Origin of the sequence: Lactobacillus sp. UMNPBX1, assembly GCF_002554085.1 — a bacterium.
In the GTDB taxonomy this organism is placed as follows: Bacteria; Bacillota; Bacilli; order Lactobacillales; family Lactobacillaceae; genus Lactobacillus; species Lactobacillus crispatus.
On sequence record NZ_PCZI01000020.1, the window covers coordinates 1 to 18,955 of the forward strand.

Genomic DNA, 18,955 nt, shown 5'->3' on the forward strand with positions numbered 1-18,955 from the left:
GAAATTAAGGTTAGACTAATGGTTCACAACCTACCGCAAAAATATTGACACTTACAAATACCACTAAATTATAGAAAAAAATAAGAAATTATGGTAGTATAATAATACAGAAGAAGAAACATCTTGCATATGCGAGAGATTAAGACACAAAAAATCGTTACTCGAAGTCCACAAATGAGTAACGATTTTTTTGTTTCACCAAAGTTTAGATCAAATATGCTAAATGCTTTAGCTGAGGCTAGCGACGTTTGTGATGTCTTTTAAAGTTATTGCATTAGAGTAGAGCGTTTTTTCATTAGATTGAGTTTATTTAATATGACTGAAAGTATTGCGGAAATATAAAATAATTATTTTATGTAATCGCTTTCAATTTTGAAATAAATGTGCTATATTATGAGTGTAAAGAAATTAAGAAATAAAAAATATTTAAATAAGTTTAAGTAAAAGGAGACAGGTGAGTTCCGATGGGCACTTGAGAGTAGAAAGTCATATATATAGAAAGGTTTGTGATACCACTGGGCATCGTAAATTGAAAACAAAATGTAGTTCAATAATCGTCAAGTGATATTAATGTACATAAGAGGCCGTGAAATTATTAGTAGGCATAGAATAATAACTAGTTGATGAATCACTTGGATTAGGATTAAGAAAGACTTTCATACATGATAAATATTAATAAGAAATGACCCTTCGCTGGAATGAAGTATGCGAAGGGTCATTTAATTTTGGCTGAGAAAGGTTTGGTATTTAGCATTATTGTTGCCTACTAGGCTGTCACTTTATATAATATGAATACATATTATGCGTATATTAGATATATAAGGAGGATAATTATGACAACAGCTTCAATTAATTTTAAAGTCGATGCAAAAACTAAAAGTCTTTTTAATCAGGCAGCTGAGAAAATGGGATTGACCTCGTCAGCTTTACTTAATGTTTTTGTAACTCGTGTAGCTAGGGAACAAGCTGTTCCGTTTAGCTTAAAAGTAGTACCAGATAAGAATAAAAGCTTTGATGAAGAAAGCAAAAAAGCGATGGTTAAAGAGTTAGCTATTGTTAATGGGTTAATTCCTGATGATGATAATACAGTAGATAATCTAGATGAATATTTCAAAAACTTAGGGGTTTAATATGTATAAAATTAAGACAACTAAGCTTTTTGATAAAAGATTTGCTAATTTGAAGAAAATTTTTGATTTAAGCGATGATGAAGCAACTGACGCTACAGAAACACTTAAATATACTATGATTTTGCTTCAGCGTGATGGAAAACTACCTAGTAATAAAGATGATTTTGATAATATCAACGATCCTAATGGTCCTTACTATGATCATAAACTAACAGATGAACCGTGGATTGGTTTTAATGAATATCATATTTTAAATGATTTGTTAGTCGTTTATTATAAAGTCGATTCGAAGAAGACGATTAGATTTACGACAATTACTACTCACGATGAGCTTAGAAAGGGAAAGCTAAAGTAAGCAATCGTTGCAATTTTTATACGTAACAAAGAAATGACCCTTCGCTGGAATGAATTATGCGAAGGGTCATTTAATTTTGGCTTAAATTTTTTATCCGATGTAATCACATCTGTTTACTACATTACGATGTACTATATTGCAATGTAGTAAATTATACTTTAGTAAATTATGATTTAGTAAGTTATAATTTAGTAAAGTATAATTTAGAAGATGGTGACCAAATGTTTATTGGACGAAAGAAAGAACTTACAAAATTAGAGAAAATGTATCAAGCTGATAAATTTCAATTTGCAGCGATCTATGGTCGTAGACAAATTGGAAAAACAGCATTAATTAACGAATTTGTTAGAAATAAGCCAACTATTTACTTTACCGGGCTAGAAGAAAATGAATTCTATAATCTTGAACGCTTTTCTTCTGCAATCGAACATTTTAAAGATCCAGATAGTCTGAGCAGTGTAAACTATGGTAATTTTGAAAATTGTTTTCGAGAAATTGCTCGATTGGCTCAAAAAGAAAGAATAGTATTAGTTATTGATGAATATCCATACTTAGCTAATGCAGTCCATGCAATTAGTTCAATGCTACAGTCTTATATTGATCATGAATTTAAACAAACAAATTTATTTCTGATTCTATGTGGTTCTTCAATGTCATTTATGGAAGAGCAGGTTTTGTCTTATAAGAGTCCTTTGTACGGCAGAAGAACTGCTCAGTTTAAATTACAGCCATTTACGTTACATGAGACACAAGAATATTTTCCACACATGGATAAGGAAGAGGCTTTCATTCTAAATACAATTACTGGGGGTATTCCATTATATTTGTCTTATATGTCAGAAGACAAAGATGTTTGGGAAAATATTGAAGAAAACTTTATGGACGTAAATGCACCACTTTTTCAAGAACCTAATAATTTATTGAAGCAAGAATTGCGTGATCCAGCAAATTATAATTCAATTATTAATGCAATTGCAGGCGGCGCATCTAGGATTAATGACATTGCAACTAAGGCTCATTTATCGACGCCGTTGGTTACTAGCAACGTTACTAATTTAATTGAGTTAGGCATTATTGAGCGCAAAGTGCCGGTAACTGATCAGGCTAAGCCTAAATCACGTAAAACAATCTATCAAATTGCAGATGGCTTGTTTAGATTCTGGTATACATATTTGGGTAAATATATGAGTTCCATTGATCGAGGACAAACTTCATTGGTAATGAAAGTAATCAAACAAGATTTACACAATTTCATGGGACCGGAATTCGAAAAATTGGCTCAAAATTACATGTGGGATCATGATGAGGATGATGAAGTTATCCCTATGCCGTTTATTTATCTAGGTAATTGGTGGGGCAATGATCCGCAAGAGAAAAAGCAAGTCGAATTAGATGTAGTGGGGCTGACTTCAGATAATCTAGTTGGATATTTCGGTGAATGTAAGTGGAAAAACGAGCCTATACCTAGAAGTGTCTTGGAAAAATTAATTAATTTGAGTAATTTGATTAGCGTGGCTAAAAGGCATTACTACTTGTTTTCAAAGTCAGGTTTTACGGATTCATGTACGGAGCTGGCAGAACAAGTGGGGTGCAAGTTGATTAGTTTTGATGAAATGTAATATCATTTTTCCTATTATTTTTATCTGTTGTGATCGGAGTAAGTACTGGTGTTTAAAAAAGGCGATAATGTGGTGTTAATTCTAAAGCCTAATGGCAATCTTGAAATGAAAAAAGAAAAACTAATTTTTGGGACGAAGTATCAAAAATGTCTGCTAAAGAAAAAAGATTGCAGATTGAAGATTTGGGATATGATCCATTAGAACAAAGATCAAAAGGTAGAGAAAGAATTGAGGATTAAAAGTTAGAAAAGGTTCTTGGAATCTTTTTTGATGAATTTAGGTAATCTGAAAAAAGAAACGGCACCGCTAGATAATTAGCGATGTCGTTTTAGTTATGCTTAGCTATATTAGTATGTCTGCTTAATTTTTTTAATAAACTGCGCCGTCGTAGAAGTTGTAACGAGGGCGGTTGAAGTCGAAGTCTTTTAATTCACTGATCTTAATTGCGTTATCGCAAACACCCCAGCTCATTAAGTTGATTGGCTTACCGTAATCTTCATCAGGAATTACCAACAAGATATACTTGCCTTTTGAAAGGGCATAGCCAAGTTCCATTCCCAGACCAACATCTTCTTCTTCAGGCAAGTAAACGCCAAGCATGATGTCGCTGGACTTAATCCCTACTAAGTCGTTATGGTAGGTAGCTGATGCCCATTCAATGTCGTGCAAGTATTCAGGATGTTCATCAACGCGGATACCCTTATATTGATTATCAAGTGGTACATAGCTGTTTTCTAAGTCAACGGTAGGATTTTGCTTTAGAGCTTCCATTGCTTCTTTGTAAGCCTTATTTTGCTTTTCGTTGAACCAACCGGCACCAAAGTATAAAGTTTTTGTCTTTGCCATATTTTTCTCCCTTTAAAAATGATTTACCTTAACTTTACCATCTTTTGGGTTGAAAAAAACGTCTTGTTAACTTATGGTGAAAATGTTAATTCCACATTAGGAAGGAAAAATCCAATGACTAATCAAAATCTTTTTGCACCTGATGCAGTATTTATTTCTAATCAAACTAAGCAAGATTTGGTTTTTAAAGAAGTTTACGAGCATTTACGCGAAAGTGGCTATGTTAAGGGAAACTTTTTAAACCATATTGTCGAAAGAGAGCATAATTTTCCAACGGGATTGGATACTGCAACACTAGGTAAAAATATTCCTAATATTGCGATTCCGCACACCGAGGGCGAGTTTGTTAACACGAGACTGATTGTTCCGGTTGCGCTGAAAACGTCAGTCACTTTTCATAATATGATTAATCCTAGCCAAGCAATTGAAGTTAAATTTTTATTCATGCTTTTAGATAATGACCCAGATGGGCAAGCTGCATTATTAGCTCAAGTGATGGATTTTTTGGCTAATACGCCAGCCAACGAATTGCGCGAAGTTTTTAATTTTACTGATCCTAGCGCGATTTATGCCTTTTTAGAGCAAAAATTTAGCAAGAAAAAAGAAGACTAGTTTTTAGCCTTCTTTTTCTAATCTTCAAGATAAATATTACGCAACTTCATGATGTCTGCACTTGAGAGCTTCATTACATCGCGTAGGTAGTTATTAATACCGCCATATTCATCGTTTAGTACTTTAACAGCATGGTCAAGGTATTCACTGCGGACACTCTGAATGTCACGAATCGATTGCAGCACATTTTCATTTTTACCATTTTGACGGGCATGTTCAACCATACTGTCGACGAAATCCTTGGTAGTGATGTTGGTTAAAAGATAGTCTTTCTTAATCGTATTTAGTGGTACGCCAAGAGCAGATAATGCAAGTAATGCACCGAAGCCGGTTCTATCCTTGCCTGCAGTACAGTGGAAAATAACACTTTCGCCATCCACCGTATTTTCAAGCAAGACATCGAAGAACTTGCGATATGCCTTTTGTGCAGGTTCACTTTCGATCATGTCTTCGTAAGCATAATGCATGTGATTGAAGCCAAAATCAGCGTCGTCGTGTGCTTGTGTATCTAAGTCAGTGATACTCTTGGATGAATTGGTTAAGTCCTCACTGAAGACGGGATCATAGATATATTCAACACCATCTGGCACGCGATCGGGTTGATTATCAACTTCTTCTTTACTTCTGAAGTCCACGTCATATTTAACGCCGTAATCAGTTAAAAACTGCTTATCAAATGGTGAAAGATCAGCTAAGTTACCGGTTCTGAGCAACTTGTGCATCTTGATTTTTTTACCGGATAAAGTTTCATAACCTCCAAGTTCACGGAAGTTGCGTCCACTAGTTACGCCGATTAATTGATTAGTTAATTTTTTAGTCAAAAAAATTCTCCCCTTTCTGTTAATGAATGTCATGAATATTATTTTAGCAACAAATCTTCAAGCAAACAATCAATTAAAAAGTAACGGCTTTCAAAATTATGCTAAAATAAAGAGTAAGTACTAGTGCAATTTATAGGAGATGAATTAACGTGACAGATAAAAGAAAAGAAAGCATTTTAGTTCCAGTTGATGGCTCAGAATCAGCTGAAAGAGCCTTTGACAAGGCTGTAAAAGTTGGTTTGCGTGATGGTGCTCATGTTGATGTATTGAACGTAATCGATACGCGTCAATTTATGGGTGAAATGCAAGACACTTTGATTTCAGGAGATACCATTTACCAAATGACTCAAGATTCTGAAGAATACTTGAAGAGTTTGAAGAAATGGGCTCACGATAACTTCGGTTTTGACGATGTTGATTATCACATTCGTTATGGCAGTCCTAAGCGGATTATTTCTTACGACTTCATTAAGGACCACCATAACAATTTGATCGTAATGGGTGCAACTGGTTTGAATGCCGTTGAAAGAATGCTTATGGGTTCAGTTACTGAATATGTTAACCAACATGCGTTGGCTGATGTTTTGATTGTTAAGACAGATATGGCTAACAACCCAGTAAAACCAACGATGAAGAAGAACTAATTCCTATAAGAATGGACGTTAGATGTGAATATACTCATTTAACGTTTTTTTTATAAAAATTAGTCAAAAAGCTTGATAGAATACGAATGCTTTTGGTATCATTTTATAAAATGAACGTGGAATGACTGAAGGAGAGTGGGATAAATTGCTTGCACAAGCTAAAAGAATTGAAAACGTTTTTCTTACTGTGGCAAAGTCTTCCTCCCGTGAAGATGTTTTTTCTGTTCGTTTATTTAATAATAACGTTCTTAAAAAGGCTTAATTATTGGTCGTCTTTGAGCGACTCGTAATTAAGCCTTTTTTAGCGTCAAGTTTGTTTTTGTTTATTTTGTGTTTTATGGAGGAATCAATGAAAAGATTTCGTAAAATCTTGGTAGCCGTTGTGGCAATGCTTGTTGCAGTTGTTGCAACTGCATGTTCAAGTAAGAGCAGTAGTTCAAAGGAAAACTACACTCCTAAGTCATTAACTATTCAATTTGTACCAAGTCAAGCTGCAACTAAGTTGCAAGCTCGTGCTAAGCCTCTTGAAAAGATGCTTTCAAAGAGATTAGGTATTCCTGTTCACGTTTCAATGTCAACTGACTACAACACTGTTGTAGAAGCTATGAAGTCAAAGAAGGTTGATGTTGGTTTCCTTCCACCAGATGGTTATGTATTGGCTCACAAGCAAGGCGCTGCTGATTTGCTTTTGCAAGCTGAACGTTGGGGCGTTAAACAACCAGGCGGTAAGGCAACTAAGAATTTAGTTAAGAACTATCGTGCCGAAATCCTTGTTAAGAAGGGTTCAAAGATTAAGTCATGGAAGGACTTGAAGGGTAAGTCAATCTCAGTTCAAAACCCAACTTCATCTGCAGGTTACGTTTTCCCAGTTGCTGAACTTAAGGAAAAGGGCTTGGATGTAACCAAGGACTCTAAGTTAGTTACTGTAACTGGTCATGACCAAGCTGTTTTGAACGTATTGAACGGTGACACCGATGCAGCATTTGTCTTTGAAGATGCACGTAACACTGTTTTGAAGGACAACCCAAAGATTATGAGTCAAGTTGTTCCAATTTACTTCACTAAGCCAATTCCAAACGATACTATTTCAGTAATTCCAAGCATGTCTAAGTCATTCCGCAAGAAGCTTGCTAAGGCATTTATCGCTGTTGGTAAGTCTAAGGAAGGCCGTAAGGTTATTGAAAGTGTCTACAGCCACGAAGGCTATGATTACGCTAAGGACAGTGACTTCAACATTGTTCGTAAGTATGACAAGATGGTTGAATCCACTAAGAAATAATAATTCAAATTAAGGGAGCTGCGATTAAATGGCAGATAAGCCAATGATCCAATTAAAAGATGTTTCTAAGATCTATGACAATGGGACTGTCGGTTTAAAGGACATCAATTTAACAATTAATAAGGGCGAATTCGTTGTAGTAGTTGGTCTATCAGGTGCAGGTAAATCAACTCTGCTTCGCTCCATCAATCGTTTACACAATATCAGTTCGGGCGATATTTTGATTGACGGCAAGTCAATTACTCAGGCAAAAGGTAAGAACTTGCGTAACTTGCGCCGTGATATCGGAATGATTTTCCAGAGCTTTAACTTAGTTAAGCGTTCCAGCGTTTTACGTAATGTATTAGTTGGCCGCGTTGCTTATTACCCAACTTGGAAGACCACGTTTAATTTATTTAGCAAAGAAGATAAACAAAAGGCCTATGAGGCATTGCAAAAAGTTGACTTGGCTGACAAGGTTTATGCTCGTGCCGATGAGTTATCTGGTGGTCAACAACAACGTGTTGCGATTGCTCGTGTTTTGATGCAAAATCCTAAAATTATTTTGGCCGATGAACCAACTGCATCACTTGACCCACAAACATCAGTCAGAGTCATGAATGACTTAAAGATGTTGAACGAAAAATACGGCATGACTGTTGTTGCCAACTTGCACAGTATCGAATTGGCTCAACAATTTGGTGAACGTGTAATTGGTATTCGCGCTGGTCAAGTTGTTTATGATGGTAAGATGAAGGATACTCCTAAGTCTGTCTTCACTGATATTTATAATGGTGGCGACGGCAGCGAGGAGGCAGAATAATGCCTAAAACAAAAGATGCAATGAATTTGCCTAAGCGTAAATTCAAGATTATGAATTTGGTTTGGACCATCATCATGGTCGCTGGCTTGTTCATTTCAATTGATGTAACCAATACGCACATTTCTGTTTTATTCCAAAACTGGGATCAATTTGCGGATATTTTTGTGCAAATGTCTCACCCAGATTGGGGCTATATGAGTGTTATTTGGCCTAAGTTGATTGAAACGATTAAAATGGCTGTTTTGGGAACCGTCATTGGGTCAGTAATCGCATTTATTTATTCATTATTAATCGCACGTAATATTGTTAAAAACAAGGCAGTGACTGGTGTGCTTCGTTTTATCATGAACATCATCAGAACTATTCCTGACTTGCTTTTGGGTGCGATTTTCGTAGCTGTTGTTGGTATCGGTCCTGTTGCCGGTGTCATGGCTTTGGCAGTTTTCACCTTTGGTGTGGTTGTTAAGCTGTTCTACGAAGCAATTGAAACTATTGATCCAGGTCCAATTGAAGCTTTAACTGCAGTAGGTGCTAATAAATTACAAATTATTCACCAAGCAGTTTTGCCACAAATCATGACTTACTTCATTTCATATGTTTTATATGCATTCGAAATCAATGTCAGAGCATCAACAGTCCTTGGTTATATCGGTGCCGGTGGTATTGGTTTGAACTTGCAACAGACTTTGCAGGTCTTCAACTATGCTCAAACTGGTACGATCATCATCGTTATTATCGTAGTTGTTGTCTTAATCGACTATGTTTCATCTAAGTCACGGGAGGCGTTAATGAGATAATGGATACTACTATGAAAAAATTACCTGCTAAACCCGTTGACCGTAAGAAGCAAGTAGTGCATTGGCTGATTGCGATCGTGACAATCATCATTATTGTTTGGTCATTCACTGGCATTAACTTTGGTGGGATCAAGGCAACTGCTGGCCAGATTGCAGGAGCGATTTTCTCAGGGATTTTCCATCCGGATTGGAAATACGTTTACAATGGCTCTGGTGAAGATCTGATCTCGCAATTATGGCAAACTATTTGTATCGCATTCTTAGGTACATTTATTTCTGCAATTATTTCATTGCCATTTGCCTTTTGGGCAGCACACACTAAGCATAAGCACTGGTACACTTCAAGAATTGGTAAAATTGTTTTGGCAATTATCCGTTCTTTCCCAGAAATTGTTTTAGCCTTGATGTTCATTAAAGCTGTGGGTCCAGGCTCTGCAGCCGGTGTTTTGGCATTGGGTTTCCACTCGGTGGGGATGCTTGCCAAGCTGTTTTCAGAGGCAATTGAAAACTTGGATGACGGACCAAATGAAGCTGTTGTTGCAGCCGGTGGTTCTAAGTTTCATGTGGTCATGTTCTCAACTTTGCCTAACTTGATGCCAGCACTTATTTCAAATACGCTTTATCGTTTTGATGTTTCCATTCGTTCCGCATCTATCCTTGGTTTGGTAGGTGCCGGTGGTATCGGTTATCCATTGATTATTGCTTTGCAATATCGTCAATGGGACCGTGTTGGTATCATTTTGCTAGGGATCATCATTATGGTGGTGATCATCGACTGGATTTCTGGTTGGATCAGAAAGAAGTTAGTCTAATTCCCAAAATTTGAATATTAAAGAAAGCGAAGACGAAAAGTCCTCGCTTTTTTGTTAGCCGTGAAACTTAAATTGGCATTGATTAAGATGATCATTAATTAATCCGATTCCCTGCAAGTAGGAATAAATGACTACAGGTCCCACAAAGGAAAAACCATCTTTTTTCATTTGTTTGGATATCTTCTGCGATAGGTCATTAGAAGCGGGAAGGTCATCAAAGCTGGCAATATCATGCACAATTGGAGTAGGTACAAAATTTTGTAAATATTTGGCGACTGAACAATATTTTTGTTCAATTGCCAAAAATGCCCGAGCATTTTTAACAGCAGCATTAATTTTCATTCGATTACGGATAATGCCCTTGTTTTGCATTAATGACTCGATATCTTTATCGGTCATCTTTGCGACTTCAGAGATCTGCCAATTTTTGAATGCAGCTTTAAAATTGTCGCGTTTATGCAAAACTGTGGACCAGCTTAAACCTGATTGGAAAAGTTCGAGCACAAGCATTTCATACAAATGTGACTCATCTAGATTAAGTTTGCACCATTCATGATCGTGATACTCCTGTACTGCTTCGTCTTTTGTATCGCCCCATGGACAGCGAATAATTTCTTGATTCATATTTTTCTCTCTTTCTATGTAAGTAATGTTTTACCCCTCTATTATTTATTACGCAAAAAAATGCGATTATTTTTTGAGAAATTATATTTTTATGTGCGAAATAAGGGTTTTAACAGCTTTTTTTGCTATAATTAGGTGTGAATTTCGAGGAGGATCCTATGGAAAAATTAGATACCATGATGTTGGCTGATGATTTAGCCTTATCACAAGATAAAATTTTAAATGGCGAACAAGACTTTGGCGCTGAAGCTGTTTACAAAGTAATCGATAACTTGGGCGTTTTAAATAACCCAATCAAGGATTACTTCGACATGACTGAAGAACAATATTATGAAGCTGAAAGCGATCACAAACTAACTTTGATCAAGATGGACAGTAAGTTGACTGATTTGCATGATCGCATTTTAACTAACCATGTTGATGGTTTTGTTGATAAGGACGAGATCAACTTGACCTACAATCATGAGAATCCATATGAAGATGATTTATACGATCCAACTACTGATTATCGTGAAATTGTTTACAGCTTGAAAGTTATTGGTGCGGTTCAAGCAATTGCAGCTAAGGACTTGCAAGAAGTATTGTCTAAAGATGCTGTATTATCAATTGGACTTGCCGCATATTCTTTAGCACACAACGCATAAATTATTTGAGTCGGCTGGTAAGCGGCCGGCTTTTTTTGCTTTTTTGAGGCGAAAAGATGAATTTGTTTAAACACATAAAGGGAATAGTTGATCGAATCGTTGGCGCCAAAAAACGCTCTGCAATGGATAAAGATAGTGAATTGCTTGATCCGATGCAAAAATATACTACTGTTGGAGAATATCATGTTGGTGCCGTTGATGGTACGCCGCATGGTAAGGACTATGTTTTAACCGTTTATCAAGACGAAGACGGCGTGTTGCGACAAGCACTTAGTCCAGAGAGTACAACGAAATTAGCACCGGAATATTTACGCAAGTATAATGCGAAACTAGGTCATTTTCGTGCCTTTCATAATAAGAAGACAGGGCGCCGTTATTGGGTGGAAAATTACTTGGATAATTTCACTACGGAAGTGAAAAAGCATATTCGCCCAGGCACTAATTCGGTCAATATCGGTGTAATTACAGATACTCACTTTAAAGATAAAGATAGCAGCGATTTTTATGGCTTTAATGGGCTGCAACATGTGCAAGAATTTTCTTATTTAGATCAATCTGGCTTGGTAGATTTAAAAGTCCACTTAGGTGACTGGATCGATGGCTCCGATGCTGGCCTGGTCAGTGAAAGTGAATTGGTCAAGCTGAACAAGTCTTTTAAGTCGGATCAGGTGCCATATTTGAGTATCAAGGGTAATCATGATGAAAATGATAAGTTTGATGAACATCATGATTTAAAAGCCTCATTTCCAGAAAATGAATTCGAAAATATTATGTGGCCCGATATGTACCGACAACGAGGAATTCATTATGTTTCGCGCCAGCACGGGGTGGCATACTTTGATTTAGATGACGTGCGGGTGATTTCAGTTAATACGTCAGATGTTCCATATGAATTAAATAACCGCGGGCAAAAGCGCTATGACAATAAGATTGTATTGGCTGTGCGTGAAGATCAAATTGAGGAAATTATCGAAATTTTGGCTAATTCTTCCAACAAAAAGATCATCTTCATGTCCCATGCCAACCCGATTAATCGAAAGGGGTCTAATGCACTTAAGTATAATGGCCGCTCTTTGCACGAACTGCTAGTTGCTTTTAATCAACGTGAAAAAGGTCGAATGCACGCTAGCAATGGTGTTCCAGCAGAATTTCGTTTATCAAATGGTTTTGATTTTACCAATATCAAGAATGCGAGAATTATTGCCTACTTCTGTGGACATCGGCATCGTGAAGACCAGTATCGGATCAACGGGATTCAATATATTTTGTTTAACTGTTCTGCCTTGATGGGGCCAAATCATTCGCTAACAACTAAATACAACAAAAACTTAGACCGAAGAATTGATCAAAATAATGAATTTGCGGGTTATATTGTGAACGTCGATTTAAAACGACACCGCATTCAATCCTTTGGCTATGGTGCAGCTTCTAGACGCCGGGTGTATTTCATTTAGTTAAGGAATAGTAAAGGTATTTGGCTATTACAAGTGTTTAGCTTATAATAAAAAAGTTAAAGTAAAAAATAGTGAATATTATAGCAAATATTAAGATTTAGAGAATTGACTTAGGGGAATTTAAATTATGTGCGGAATTGTCGCGTTTTATGATCCAAAGATAAATGAAAAACAAGCTGTCATTGGTAAAATGATGGCTGCAATTAAACACCGTGGACCTAATTCTGACGGTTATTATACTAACGATGAAGTTGCCCTTGGCTTTAGAAGATTGTCAATTATTGACCTTCGTGGGGGCAGTCAACCTATTTATAACGAAGATAAAACTCGAGCAATTATTTTTAATGGGGAAATTTATAACTTTAAACCATTAAGAGAAGAATTAATTAAGGCAGGTCACGTCTTTTCTACTAAGGCCGATACTGAAGTATTATTGCACGGCTATGAAGAATGGGGCATGGATGGCTTACTTAAACGTGTTCGCGGGATGTTTGCCTTCCTTATTTGGGATGACAACAATAAGACCCTTTATGGTGCCCGTGACTTCTTTGGGATTAAGCCAATGTACTACAGTAACCAAAATGGGCACTTGCTTGTTGGTTCAGAACTTAAGAGTTTCTTGGAATTTCCAAAGTTTAAGCGCGAATTAAACGTTGAAGCAGTTAAGCCATACTTGATGAATCAATACAATGACCTAGAAGAAACCTTCTTTAAGGGCGTTTACCGCTTCCCAGCGGGCCACTGGTTTGAATACAAAGATGGTGAAATGAAGACCCATCAATATTGGGATGCTGAATATAAAGAAAATAGCCTTTCCTTTGAAGAAACTTTGCAAAAGATCAACGAAGATTTGAAAGAAACGGTTGATTTGTATAGAAACGCTGATGTTAAGGTTGGTGCTTTCTTATCAGAAGGAATCGACTCTTCATACTTGACTAGTTTGCTTAACCCAGATGACGTTTTCTCAGTAAGTTTTGATGATTCAACTTATGATGAAGCTTCTAAGGCTAAGGCATTAGCAGATATTAATCACTGGAAGTTCTTCAGCGATAAGGTTGATGCTGATGAAGCAATGCGTGACTTCCCAGAAATGCAATACCACATGGATGAACCAGATGCTAATCCGTCAATCATTCCACTCTGGTACTTGTGTAAACTTGCTCGTAAGCATGTTACTGTTGCTCTTTCAGGTGAAGGCGCTGATGAATTGTTTGCTGGTTATGTGAACTACGGGATGCATACGCATAACGACATTATTAAGGTCTTTACTTCAGAATTGAAAAAGTTGCCTGAGAAGAAGCGGGTTAAATTGGCACACAAGATTAAGAGAATGCCTAATTTCCCAGGTAAGGTACATATGTACACCAACTTGGCTGAGCCAAGTGAATTTTATGTTGGTCAATCAGTGATCTATGATATGGATTATCCAACTATCTTCACTTCTAAGGATGCTAACAGCATTTTGCAGCCTACTTACCGCAATAAGTTAACCGTGAACGGTATCTATCAAAAAGACTTTAAGAAAGTAAAGGGAGTCGATAATGTTAAGCAGATGCAATACATTGACTTGCACCACTTTATGCTTAATGACATTGAACAAAAGGCTGACAAGATTTCAATGGCTCACTCATTGGAAGTTCGTGTACCATACCTTGATAAAAAGATTGCAGAATTAGCTAACTCAATCCCAACTAAGTACTTAGTTAACCGTCATGATACTAAGTATGCTTTGCGTAAAGCTTCAGAAAAAGTTTTACCAGATGAGTGGGCTAAGAGACCTAAGCTTGGCTTCCCAACTCCAATTAAGCAATGGTTGAAGGAACCACGTTTTTACAAACAAGTTCATGCTCTTTTTGAAGAAGAATTTGTCAACGATATTTTTGACCAAAAGAAGATTATCAAGTTACTTGACGACAACTATGAAGGTGATGGCTCACATAGACGTCAAATCTGGACTATCTACACCTTCCTTGTTTGGTACAAGTTGTTCTTTGTTGATTACGAAAACACAGTTAAAAAATATCAACACGTGCAACCTGAAGTTGCTAAGCTAATTTCACAGGGTAAATTACTATAATTCTAGGGAGATTTTTTGAGGATGAGTAAAAAATTTACGCCGATCTTACTCGGTAGTGATATCAACGTGTATGGTATGGCACGTTCATTTAATGAAGCATATGGCATTAAAGTGAAGGCCTTAGCTGACGTTCAACTTGCTGCTACTCGTTATTCAAGCATTGTGGACGTTGAATTGCATCATGGCTTTAGTAGTGATCCTACTTTTATGGACGTGATGCACAAAAAGATGGAAGAATACAAGAATCACGAGGAGCCAGTTATCTTGATTGCTTGTGGTGATGGCTATGCTGAGTTGCTTTCTAAGCACCAAGATGAATTGAAAAAGGTCTTTATCGTTCCTTACATAAAATATGACTTACTTGAAAAATTAATCTCTAAGGAAGGCTTTTATGAAATTGCGGAAGAATATGGCTTGCCTTACCCTAAGACTAAGATCATTACGATGGATGACTACAAGTCAGGTAAGTACGAGGATGTCCCATTTGATTTCCCAGTGGAATTAAAGCCGGAAGATCCAGTTTCATGGTTGAAGTGTCAATTTGAAGGTCGGAAGAAGACTTTTGCCATTCAAGATAAGGCTGAATTTAAGGATATCGTAACTAAGATTTATACTCATGGCTACAACGCTGACCTTATTTTGCAAGACTTTATTCCTGGTGATGATTCTAACATGCGGACCTTGAATGCTTATGTTGATAAGAACCACCAAGTAAAAATGATGTGTTTAGGGCACCCATTATTGGAAGACCCAACTCCACAATCAATTGGTAATTACATGGCGATTTTGCCTGAGTACAATGAAAAATTGTACGAAGAAGTACAACAATTCCTTGAAAAGTTGAACTACACTGGTATGGCCAACTTTGATATCAAATATGATCCACGTGATGGTGAATTCAAGTTCTTCGAAATCAACTTACGTCAGGGACGTTCTAGCTTCTACGTAACTTTGAACGGTTACAACTTGGCTAAATGGTACATTGATGACTATGTTGAAGATGCCTTGAAAGATAAGGAAACAGTTTATGGTAATAAGCTTGAATCTAAATACAAGCTTTGGTTAGGCGTGCCTAAGAAGATCTTCAATAATTATGCTTATGACAACGACTATAAGACGACTGCTGACGAACTTATTCGTGAGGGCCGCTATGGTACTACTGTCTTTTATGATAAGGATAGAAACTTCAAGCGCTGGTTATTGATGAAGTACATGTTCCATAACTACTTCAAACGTTACAAGACTTACTATGAAGTTAATAAGGGTAAGATCTTTGACGAAGAAAATAAAAAATTAAACAAATAGTTTAAATTGAGAGGTAAAAAATGCCTCTCTTTTTTTCTAAAAAAATTTTAGCTGAATCATTTCCCAATTTAATGGTCTTTTGGTTAATACAAGATATATTCATCTATATTTGAACATAATACAAGATGTTGTGTTTTATGCTATGATAAAGACACAATATTTGGAGTGATTGAAATGCTAAAAGAAGAATTTAACCAACAAAATGTAACAAAATTTAATACGCCTAAAACTTTTGTTAAACGTGATGGGTCAAAGTATCCGTTCGCAATTTTTAAACTCAACATGGTTTTGCATAACCTAGATTTAGATAATGTAGCACCTGCTGTAATTGAAAAAATTGTGGCTAAACTAGATGCTGCTGATGAAGTAAATGCACAAGATGTAGCAGTTGCTTTTAGAGATAGCCTAAATGAGTTGGGTTATTTGGATGAAGCTAAAGCTTATGTGCAATACCGCAAGCACGATGAAGAGGAATGGATTAAACAAACCGATACTCGTGCACGGTTAAAGCGAATGGTTAATGGTGACCCAACGATTGTTAACGAGAATGCCAACAAAGATAGTGAGGTCTTCAGTACTCAACGTGATTTAACTGCCGGGACCGTTGGTAAAACAGTTGGTTTGACCATGATGCCTGAGCACATTGCTAAAGCCCACTTGCGCGGTGATATTCACTGGCATGACTTAGATTACACACCACTTTCACCAATGACTAACTGCTGTTTGATTGACTTTAAGGATATGCTAACTAATGGCTTCAAGATTGGAAATGCCTATATGACTAGTCCTAACTCAATCAATGTGGCTACACATCAAGTTACGCAAATTATTACTAATGTAGCTTCTAGTCAATATGGTGGCTGTTCTTTTGATCGAGCTGATGAAGTGTTGGCTCCTTTTGCAGAGAAAAACTACCAAAAGCATTTAAAGGATGCTGGCAAGTTCATTGATGATCCTGAAAAGCTGGAAGAATATGCTAAGAGTCAAACTAAGAAGGACATTTACGATGCCATGCAAGGCTTGGAATATGAGATTAATACCATGTTCTCTAGCCAAGGGCAAACGCCATTTACTACTTTAGGTTTTGGTTTAGGTACTTCTTGGATTGAAAAAGAAATTCAAAAAGATATCTTGCGTATCAGAATTAAAGGATTGGGTAGAGAACGCAGAACCGCAATTTTCCCTAAATTAGTTTTCACCATTAAGAAGGGCTTGAACTTACATCCAGGGGACCCTAACTACGATGTTAAACAACTGGCTATTCAATGTTCAACTAAGCGGATGTATCCAGACGTTTTAATGTATGATACGATCAAGAAAATTACAGGTTCTTTCAAGGCTCCAATGGGCTGTCGTTCATTCTTACAAGGCTGGAAGGATGAAAATGGTAAGGAAGTTAACTCGGGCAGAATGAACTTGGGTGTTGTAACTGTTAACTTGCCAAGAATTGCCATGGAGAGTCATGGCGATAAGAAGTTATTCTGGGAAATCTTCAATACTAGAATGCGGACTTGCCACCAAGCTTTAGCCTTTAAGGGTAGACGTGCAATTCAAGCTAAGCCCGAAAATGCGCCAATTATGTATCAATATGGCGTCTTTGGTAAACGACTTAAGCCAGGTGATGATGTTAACGAGCTTTTCAAAAATGGTCGAGCTACGATTTCGTTAGGCTACATCGGTTTGTACGAAGTAGGGACAGTCTTTTATGGTCCTGATTGGGAACACAATGAAGAAGCACATGATTTTACAATTGAGATCGTGAAGAAAATGCATGATTTGTGTGCTAAGTGGGAAAAAGAGGACCCATATCATTGGCATTACAGTTTGTACTCAACTCCTAGTGAAAGTCTAACTGATCGCTTCTGCCGGCTCGATACGGCAAAGTTTGGCAAGGTGAAGGACATCACTGATAAGGAATACTACACTAATTCGTTCCACTATGATGTTCGTAAGCACCCAACCCCATTTGAAAAGTTGACTTTTGAAGCACCATATCCATATTATGCTGCAGGTGGTTTTATCCATTATTGTGAGTACCCTAACTTGAAGCAAAATCCAGCAGCCCTTGAAGCAGTTTGGGATTGGGCTTATGACAAGGTAGGCTATCTAGGAACTAATACGCCAATTGATAAATGTTATAAGTGCGGTTTTGCTGGTGAATTCAAGTCTACTGCCAAGGGTTTTGAATGTCCTAAGTGTGGTAATCATGATCCTGCTACTTGTGATTGTGTCAAGCGAACTTGTGGCTACTTGGGCAACCCATTGAAGCGGCCAATGGTTCACGGTCGTCATGAAGAAATCGTGCACCGGGTTAAGCATATGGACTTTGGCATGGAAGATAGTTTAGCTACCGAAGAAGAAGTAAAAAACGGTGAGTACTAATGCCTGAAAAAGATAAAAACACTCAAGAAGGACCAGATATCCGGAGTAATTTGATCAAGGTTAATATGGGTGGGGATACCATGTTTGTGGATCCTGACCAATATAAGCCACAGTTAGATCACCAACGTGAGTTAAAAAGAATGCACCGCAAGCCGAAAAATCCAAAACCACAAGAGTGGAAGACTGAGGATTATTCTAAACATAAAATTGCGGATTATAAGCCATTTAACTTTGTTGATGGTGAAGGCGTTAGATGTAGTCTTTATGTTTCAGGCTGTTTGTTCGATTGCCCTGGTTGCTATAATTTAGCAGCCCAAAACTTTAATTATGGTTTTCCATATACGCAAGAATTGGAAGACCGCATTATTAAAGACTTGGGCCAGCCATACGTGCAGGGATTAACCTTACTAGGCGGAGAGCCATTCTTGAATACTTGGGTTTGTTTAAGAATTATTAACCGAATTCGAAAAGAATTTGGCCACAGTAAGGACATATGGTCCTGGTCTGGATATACTTGGGATGAATTGCAAAAAGAAACACCTGATAAAAAGGAAATGTTGTCTAAGATAGATATTCTAGTTGATGGCCGCTTTATGAATGATTTAAAGGATTTAACCCTGCAATTCAGAGGTTCTAGTAATCAACGAATTATTGATGTGCCAAAGTCGATGAAGGCAGGCAAGGTTGTCATCTGGGATAAATTGCAAAAATAAGATAAACTAAAGTCCGGAATGATTTTCTGGACTTTTTTG

The 18,955-nt window shown here is 37.1% G+C and carries 19 protein-coding genes; 16 read left to right on the top strand and 3 right to left on the bottom strand.

What is annotated here, in order from left to right:
* Window positions 1-833: 833 nt before the first annotated feature.
* From CP352_RS09005 to CP352_RS09015, 3 genes are all read left to right on the top strand, one after another.
* The gene (locus tag CP352_RS09005; protein ID WP_013085690.1) at window positions 834-1,130 is read left to right on the top strand and encodes a type II toxin-antitoxin system RelB/DinJ family antitoxin; all 297 of its coding nucleotides are present in this window, start codon (window positions 834-836) and stop codon (window positions 1,128-1,130) included.
* A 1-nt stretch (window position 1,131) separates the two neighbouring features.
* Window positions 1,132-1,485, top strand: a complete 354-nt coding sequence (locus CP352_RS09010) for a type II toxin-antitoxin system YafQ family toxin (protein WP_013085691.1) — start codon at window positions 1,132-1,134, stop codon at window positions 1,483-1,485.
* A 221-nt stretch (window positions 1,486-1,706) separates the two neighbouring features.
* Window positions 1,707-3,104, top strand: coding sequence for an ATP-binding protein (locus tag CP352_RS09015; RefSeq protein WP_089145669.1), 1,398 nt, complete (start codon window positions 1,707-1,709; stop codon window positions 3,102-3,104).
* Between the two features lie 369 nt (window positions 3,105-3,473).
* Here CP352_RS09015 and CP352_RS09025 read toward each other — a convergent pair whose 3' ends face one another.
* A complete protein-coding gene (locus CP352_RS09025; RefSeq protein ID WP_005721703.1) occupies window positions 3,474-3,950 on the bottom strand; it encodes a nucleoside 2-deoxyribosyltransferase in 477 nt (158 codons plus the stop codon).
* Window positions 3,951-4,064: 114 nt separating this feature from the next.
* On the opposite strand from CP352_RS09025, the gene CP352_RS09030 reads away from it, so the two are divergent.
* Complete coding sequence (locus CP352_RS09030; protein WP_098034924.1) at window positions 4,065-4,562, top strand: PTS sugar transporter subunit IIA; 498 nt, start codon at window positions 4,065-4,067, stop codon at window positions 4,560-4,562.
* A 17-nt stretch (window positions 4,563-4,579) separates the two neighbouring features.
* On the opposite strand, the gene CP352_RS09035 is transcribed toward CP352_RS09030, so the two are convergent.
* Complete coding sequence (locus CP352_RS09035; protein WP_089145671.1) at window positions 4,580-5,383, bottom strand: tyrosine-protein phosphatase; 804 nt, start codon at window positions 5,381-5,383, stop codon at window positions 4,580-4,582.
* A 149-nt stretch (window positions 5,384-5,532) separates the two neighbouring features.
* Here CP352_RS09035 and CP352_RS09040 point away from each other — a divergent pair, with 149 nt between their 5' ends.
* The 6 genes from CP352_RS09040 to phnE (CP352_RS09065) all read left to right on the top strand — a co-directional run bounded on the left by CP352_RS09040 (window position 5,533) and on the right by phnE (CP352_RS09065) (window position 9,717).
* Window positions 5,533-6,027 carry a universal stress protein gene (locus CP352_RS09040; RefSeq protein ID WP_005727469.1) on the top strand — a complete coding sequence of 165 codons (495 nt, stop codon included), beginning with the start codon at window positions 5,533-5,535 and terminating at the stop codon, window positions 6,025-6,027.
* Between the two features lie 121 nt (window positions 6,028-6,148).
* Window positions 6,149-6,289, top strand: a complete 141-nt coding sequence (locus CP352_RS11205; RefSeq protein WP_089145672.1) for a hypothetical protein — start codon at window positions 6,149-6,151, stop codon at window positions 6,287-6,289.
* Between the two features lie 87 nt (window positions 6,290-6,376).
* Entirely contained in the window at window positions 6,377-7,306 is a 930-nt protein-coding gene (locus tag CP352_RS09050; RefSeq protein WP_035442974.1) for a phosphate/phosphite/phosphonate ABC transporter substrate-binding protein, read from the top strand.
* Between the two features lie 28 nt (window positions 7,307-7,334).
* Window positions 7,335-8,108 (top strand): phosphonate ABC transporter ATP-binding protein, encoded by a 774-nt coding sequence (gene phnC / locus CP352_RS09055; protein ID WP_005727467.1) that lies wholly within the window; start codon window positions 7,335-7,337, stop codon window positions 8,106-8,108.
* Window positions 8,108-8,905, top strand: a complete 798-nt coding sequence (phnE, locus tag CP352_RS09060; protein WP_065990523.1) for a phosphonate ABC transporter, permease protein PhnE — start codon at window positions 8,108-8,110, stop codon at window positions 8,903-8,905. The genes phnC and phnE (CP352_RS09060) overlap by 1 nt, the downstream gene beginning before the upstream one ends.
* Entirely contained in the window at window positions 8,905-9,717 is an 813-nt protein-coding gene (gene phnE, locus CP352_RS09065) for a phosphonate ABC transporter, permease protein PhnE (protein ID WP_013085700.1), read from the top strand. The genes phnE (CP352_RS09060) and phnE (CP352_RS09065) overlap by 1 nt, the downstream gene beginning before the upstream one ends.
* A gap of 54 nt (window positions 9,718-9,771) precedes the next feature.
* Here the strand turns inward: phnE (CP352_RS09065) and CP352_RS09070 are convergent, their stop codons facing one another.
* Window positions 9,772-10,341 carry a DNA-3-methyladenine glycosylase I gene (locus CP352_RS09070; RefSeq protein WP_013085701.1) on the bottom strand — a complete coding sequence of 190 codons (570 nt, stop codon included), beginning with the start codon at window positions 10,339-10,341 and terminating at the stop codon, window positions 9,772-9,774.
* A gap of 158 nt (window positions 10,342-10,499) precedes the next feature.
* Here CP352_RS09070 and CP352_RS09075 point away from each other — a divergent pair, with 158 nt between their 5' ends.
* From CP352_RS09075 to nrdG, 6 genes are all read left to right on the top strand, one after another.
* Complete coding sequence (locus CP352_RS09075; protein ID WP_089142945.1) at window positions 10,500-10,985, top strand: hypothetical protein; 486 nt, start codon at window positions 10,500-10,502, stop codon at window positions 10,983-10,985.
* A gap of 56 nt (window positions 10,986-11,041) precedes the next feature.
* Window positions 11,042-12,439 carry a metallophosphoesterase gene (locus tag CP352_RS09080; protein WP_089142946.1) on the top strand — a complete coding sequence of 466 codons (1,398 nt, stop codon included), beginning with the start codon at window positions 11,042-11,044 and terminating at the stop codon, window positions 12,437-12,439.
* A gap of 127 nt (window positions 12,440-12,566) precedes the next feature.
* Window positions 12,567-14,516, top strand: coding sequence for an asparagine synthase (glutamine-hydrolyzing) (gene asnB / locus CP352_RS09085; RefSeq protein WP_054832784.1), 1,950 nt, complete (start codon window positions 12,567-12,569; stop codon window positions 14,514-14,516).
* Between the two features lie 21 nt (window positions 14,517-14,537).
* Window positions 14,538-15,821, top strand: a complete 1,284-nt coding sequence (locus CP352_RS09090; protein WP_005718381.1) for a hypothetical protein — start codon at window positions 14,538-14,540, stop codon at window positions 15,819-15,821.
* 174 nt (window positions 15,822-15,995) lie between these two features.
* Window positions 15,996-18,203, top strand: coding sequence for an anaerobic ribonucleoside-triphosphate reductase (gene nrdD, locus CP352_RS09095; RefSeq protein ID WP_005718383.1), 2,208 nt, complete (start codon window positions 15,996-15,998; stop codon window positions 18,201-18,203).
* Window positions 18,203-18,916 carry an anaerobic ribonucleoside-triphosphate reductase activating protein gene (gene nrdG / locus CP352_RS09100; protein ID WP_005718384.1) on the top strand — a complete coding sequence of 238 codons (714 nt, stop codon included), beginning with the start codon at window positions 18,203-18,205 and terminating at the stop codon, window positions 18,914-18,916. The genes nrdD and nrdG overlap by 1 nt, the downstream gene beginning before the upstream one ends.
* Window positions 18,917-18,955: the final 39 nt, after the last annotated feature.

Excerpts from the sequence above, each read along its gene's own strand:
- CP352_RS09025 (WP_005721703.1), bottom strand. The coding sequence starts at position 3,950 with ATGGCAAAGACAAAAACTTTATACTTTGGTGCCGGTTGGTTCAACGAA.
- CP352_RS09005 (WP_013085690.1), top strand. The coding sequence starts at position 834 with ATGACAACAGCTTCAATTAATTTTAAAGTCGATGCAAAAACTAAAAGT.
- phnC (WP_005727467.1), top strand. The coding sequence starts at position 7,335 with ATGGCAGATAAGCCAATGATCCAATTAAAAGATGTTTCTAAGATCTAT.
- CP352_RS09050 (WP_035442974.1), top strand. The coding sequence starts at position 6,377 with ATGAAAAGATTTCGTAAAATCTTGGTAGCCGTTGTGGCAATGCTTGTT.
- CP352_RS09015 (WP_089145669.1), top strand. The coding sequence starts at position 1,707 with ATGTTTATTGGACGAAAGAAAGAACTTACAAAATTAGAGAAAATGTAT.
- CP352_RS09010 (WP_013085691.1), top strand. The coding sequence starts at position 1,132 with ATGTATAAAATTAAGACAACTAAGCTTTTTGATAAAAGATTTGCTAAT.
- CP352_RS09030 (WP_098034924.1), top strand. The coding sequence starts at position 4,065 with ATGACTAATCAAAATCTTTTTGCACCTGATGCAGTATTTATTTCTAAT.
- CP352_RS11205 (WP_089145672.1), top strand. The coding sequence starts at position 6,149 with ATGACTGAAGGAGAGTGGGATAAATTGCTTGCACAAGCTAAAAGAATT.
- asnB (WP_054832784.1), top strand. The coding sequence starts at position 12,567 with ATGTGCGGAATTGTCGCGTTTTATGATCCAAAGATAAATGAAAAACAA.
- nrdG (WP_005718384.1), top strand. The coding sequence starts at position 18,203 with ATGCCTGAAAAAGATAAAAACACTCAAGAAGGACCAGATATCCGGAGT.
- CP352_RS09075 (WP_089142945.1), top strand. The coding sequence starts at position 10,500 with ATGGAAAAATTAGATACCATGATGTTGGCTGATGATTTAGCCTTATCA.
- CP352_RS09080 (WP_089142946.1), top strand. The coding sequence starts at position 11,042 with ATGAATTTGTTTAAACACATAAAGGGAATAGTTGATCGAATCGTTGGC.
- CP352_RS09070 (WP_013085701.1), bottom strand. The coding sequence starts at position 10,341 with ATGAATCAAGAAATTATTCGCTGTCCATGGGGCGATACAAAAGACGAA.
- phnE (WP_065990523.1), top strand. The coding sequence starts at position 8,108 with ATGCCTAAAACAAAAGATGCAATGAATTTGCCTAAGCGTAAATTCAAG.
- phnE (WP_013085700.1), top strand. The coding sequence starts at position 8,905 with ATGGATACTACTATGAAAAAATTACCTGCTAAACCCGTTGACCGTAAG.
- CP352_RS09090 (WP_005718381.1), top strand. The coding sequence starts at position 14,538 with ATGAGTAAAAAATTTACGCCGATCTTACTCGGTAGTGATATCAACGTG.
- nrdD (WP_005718383.1), top strand. The coding sequence starts at position 15,996 with ATGCTAAAAGAAGAATTTAACCAACAAAATGTAACAAAATTTAATACG.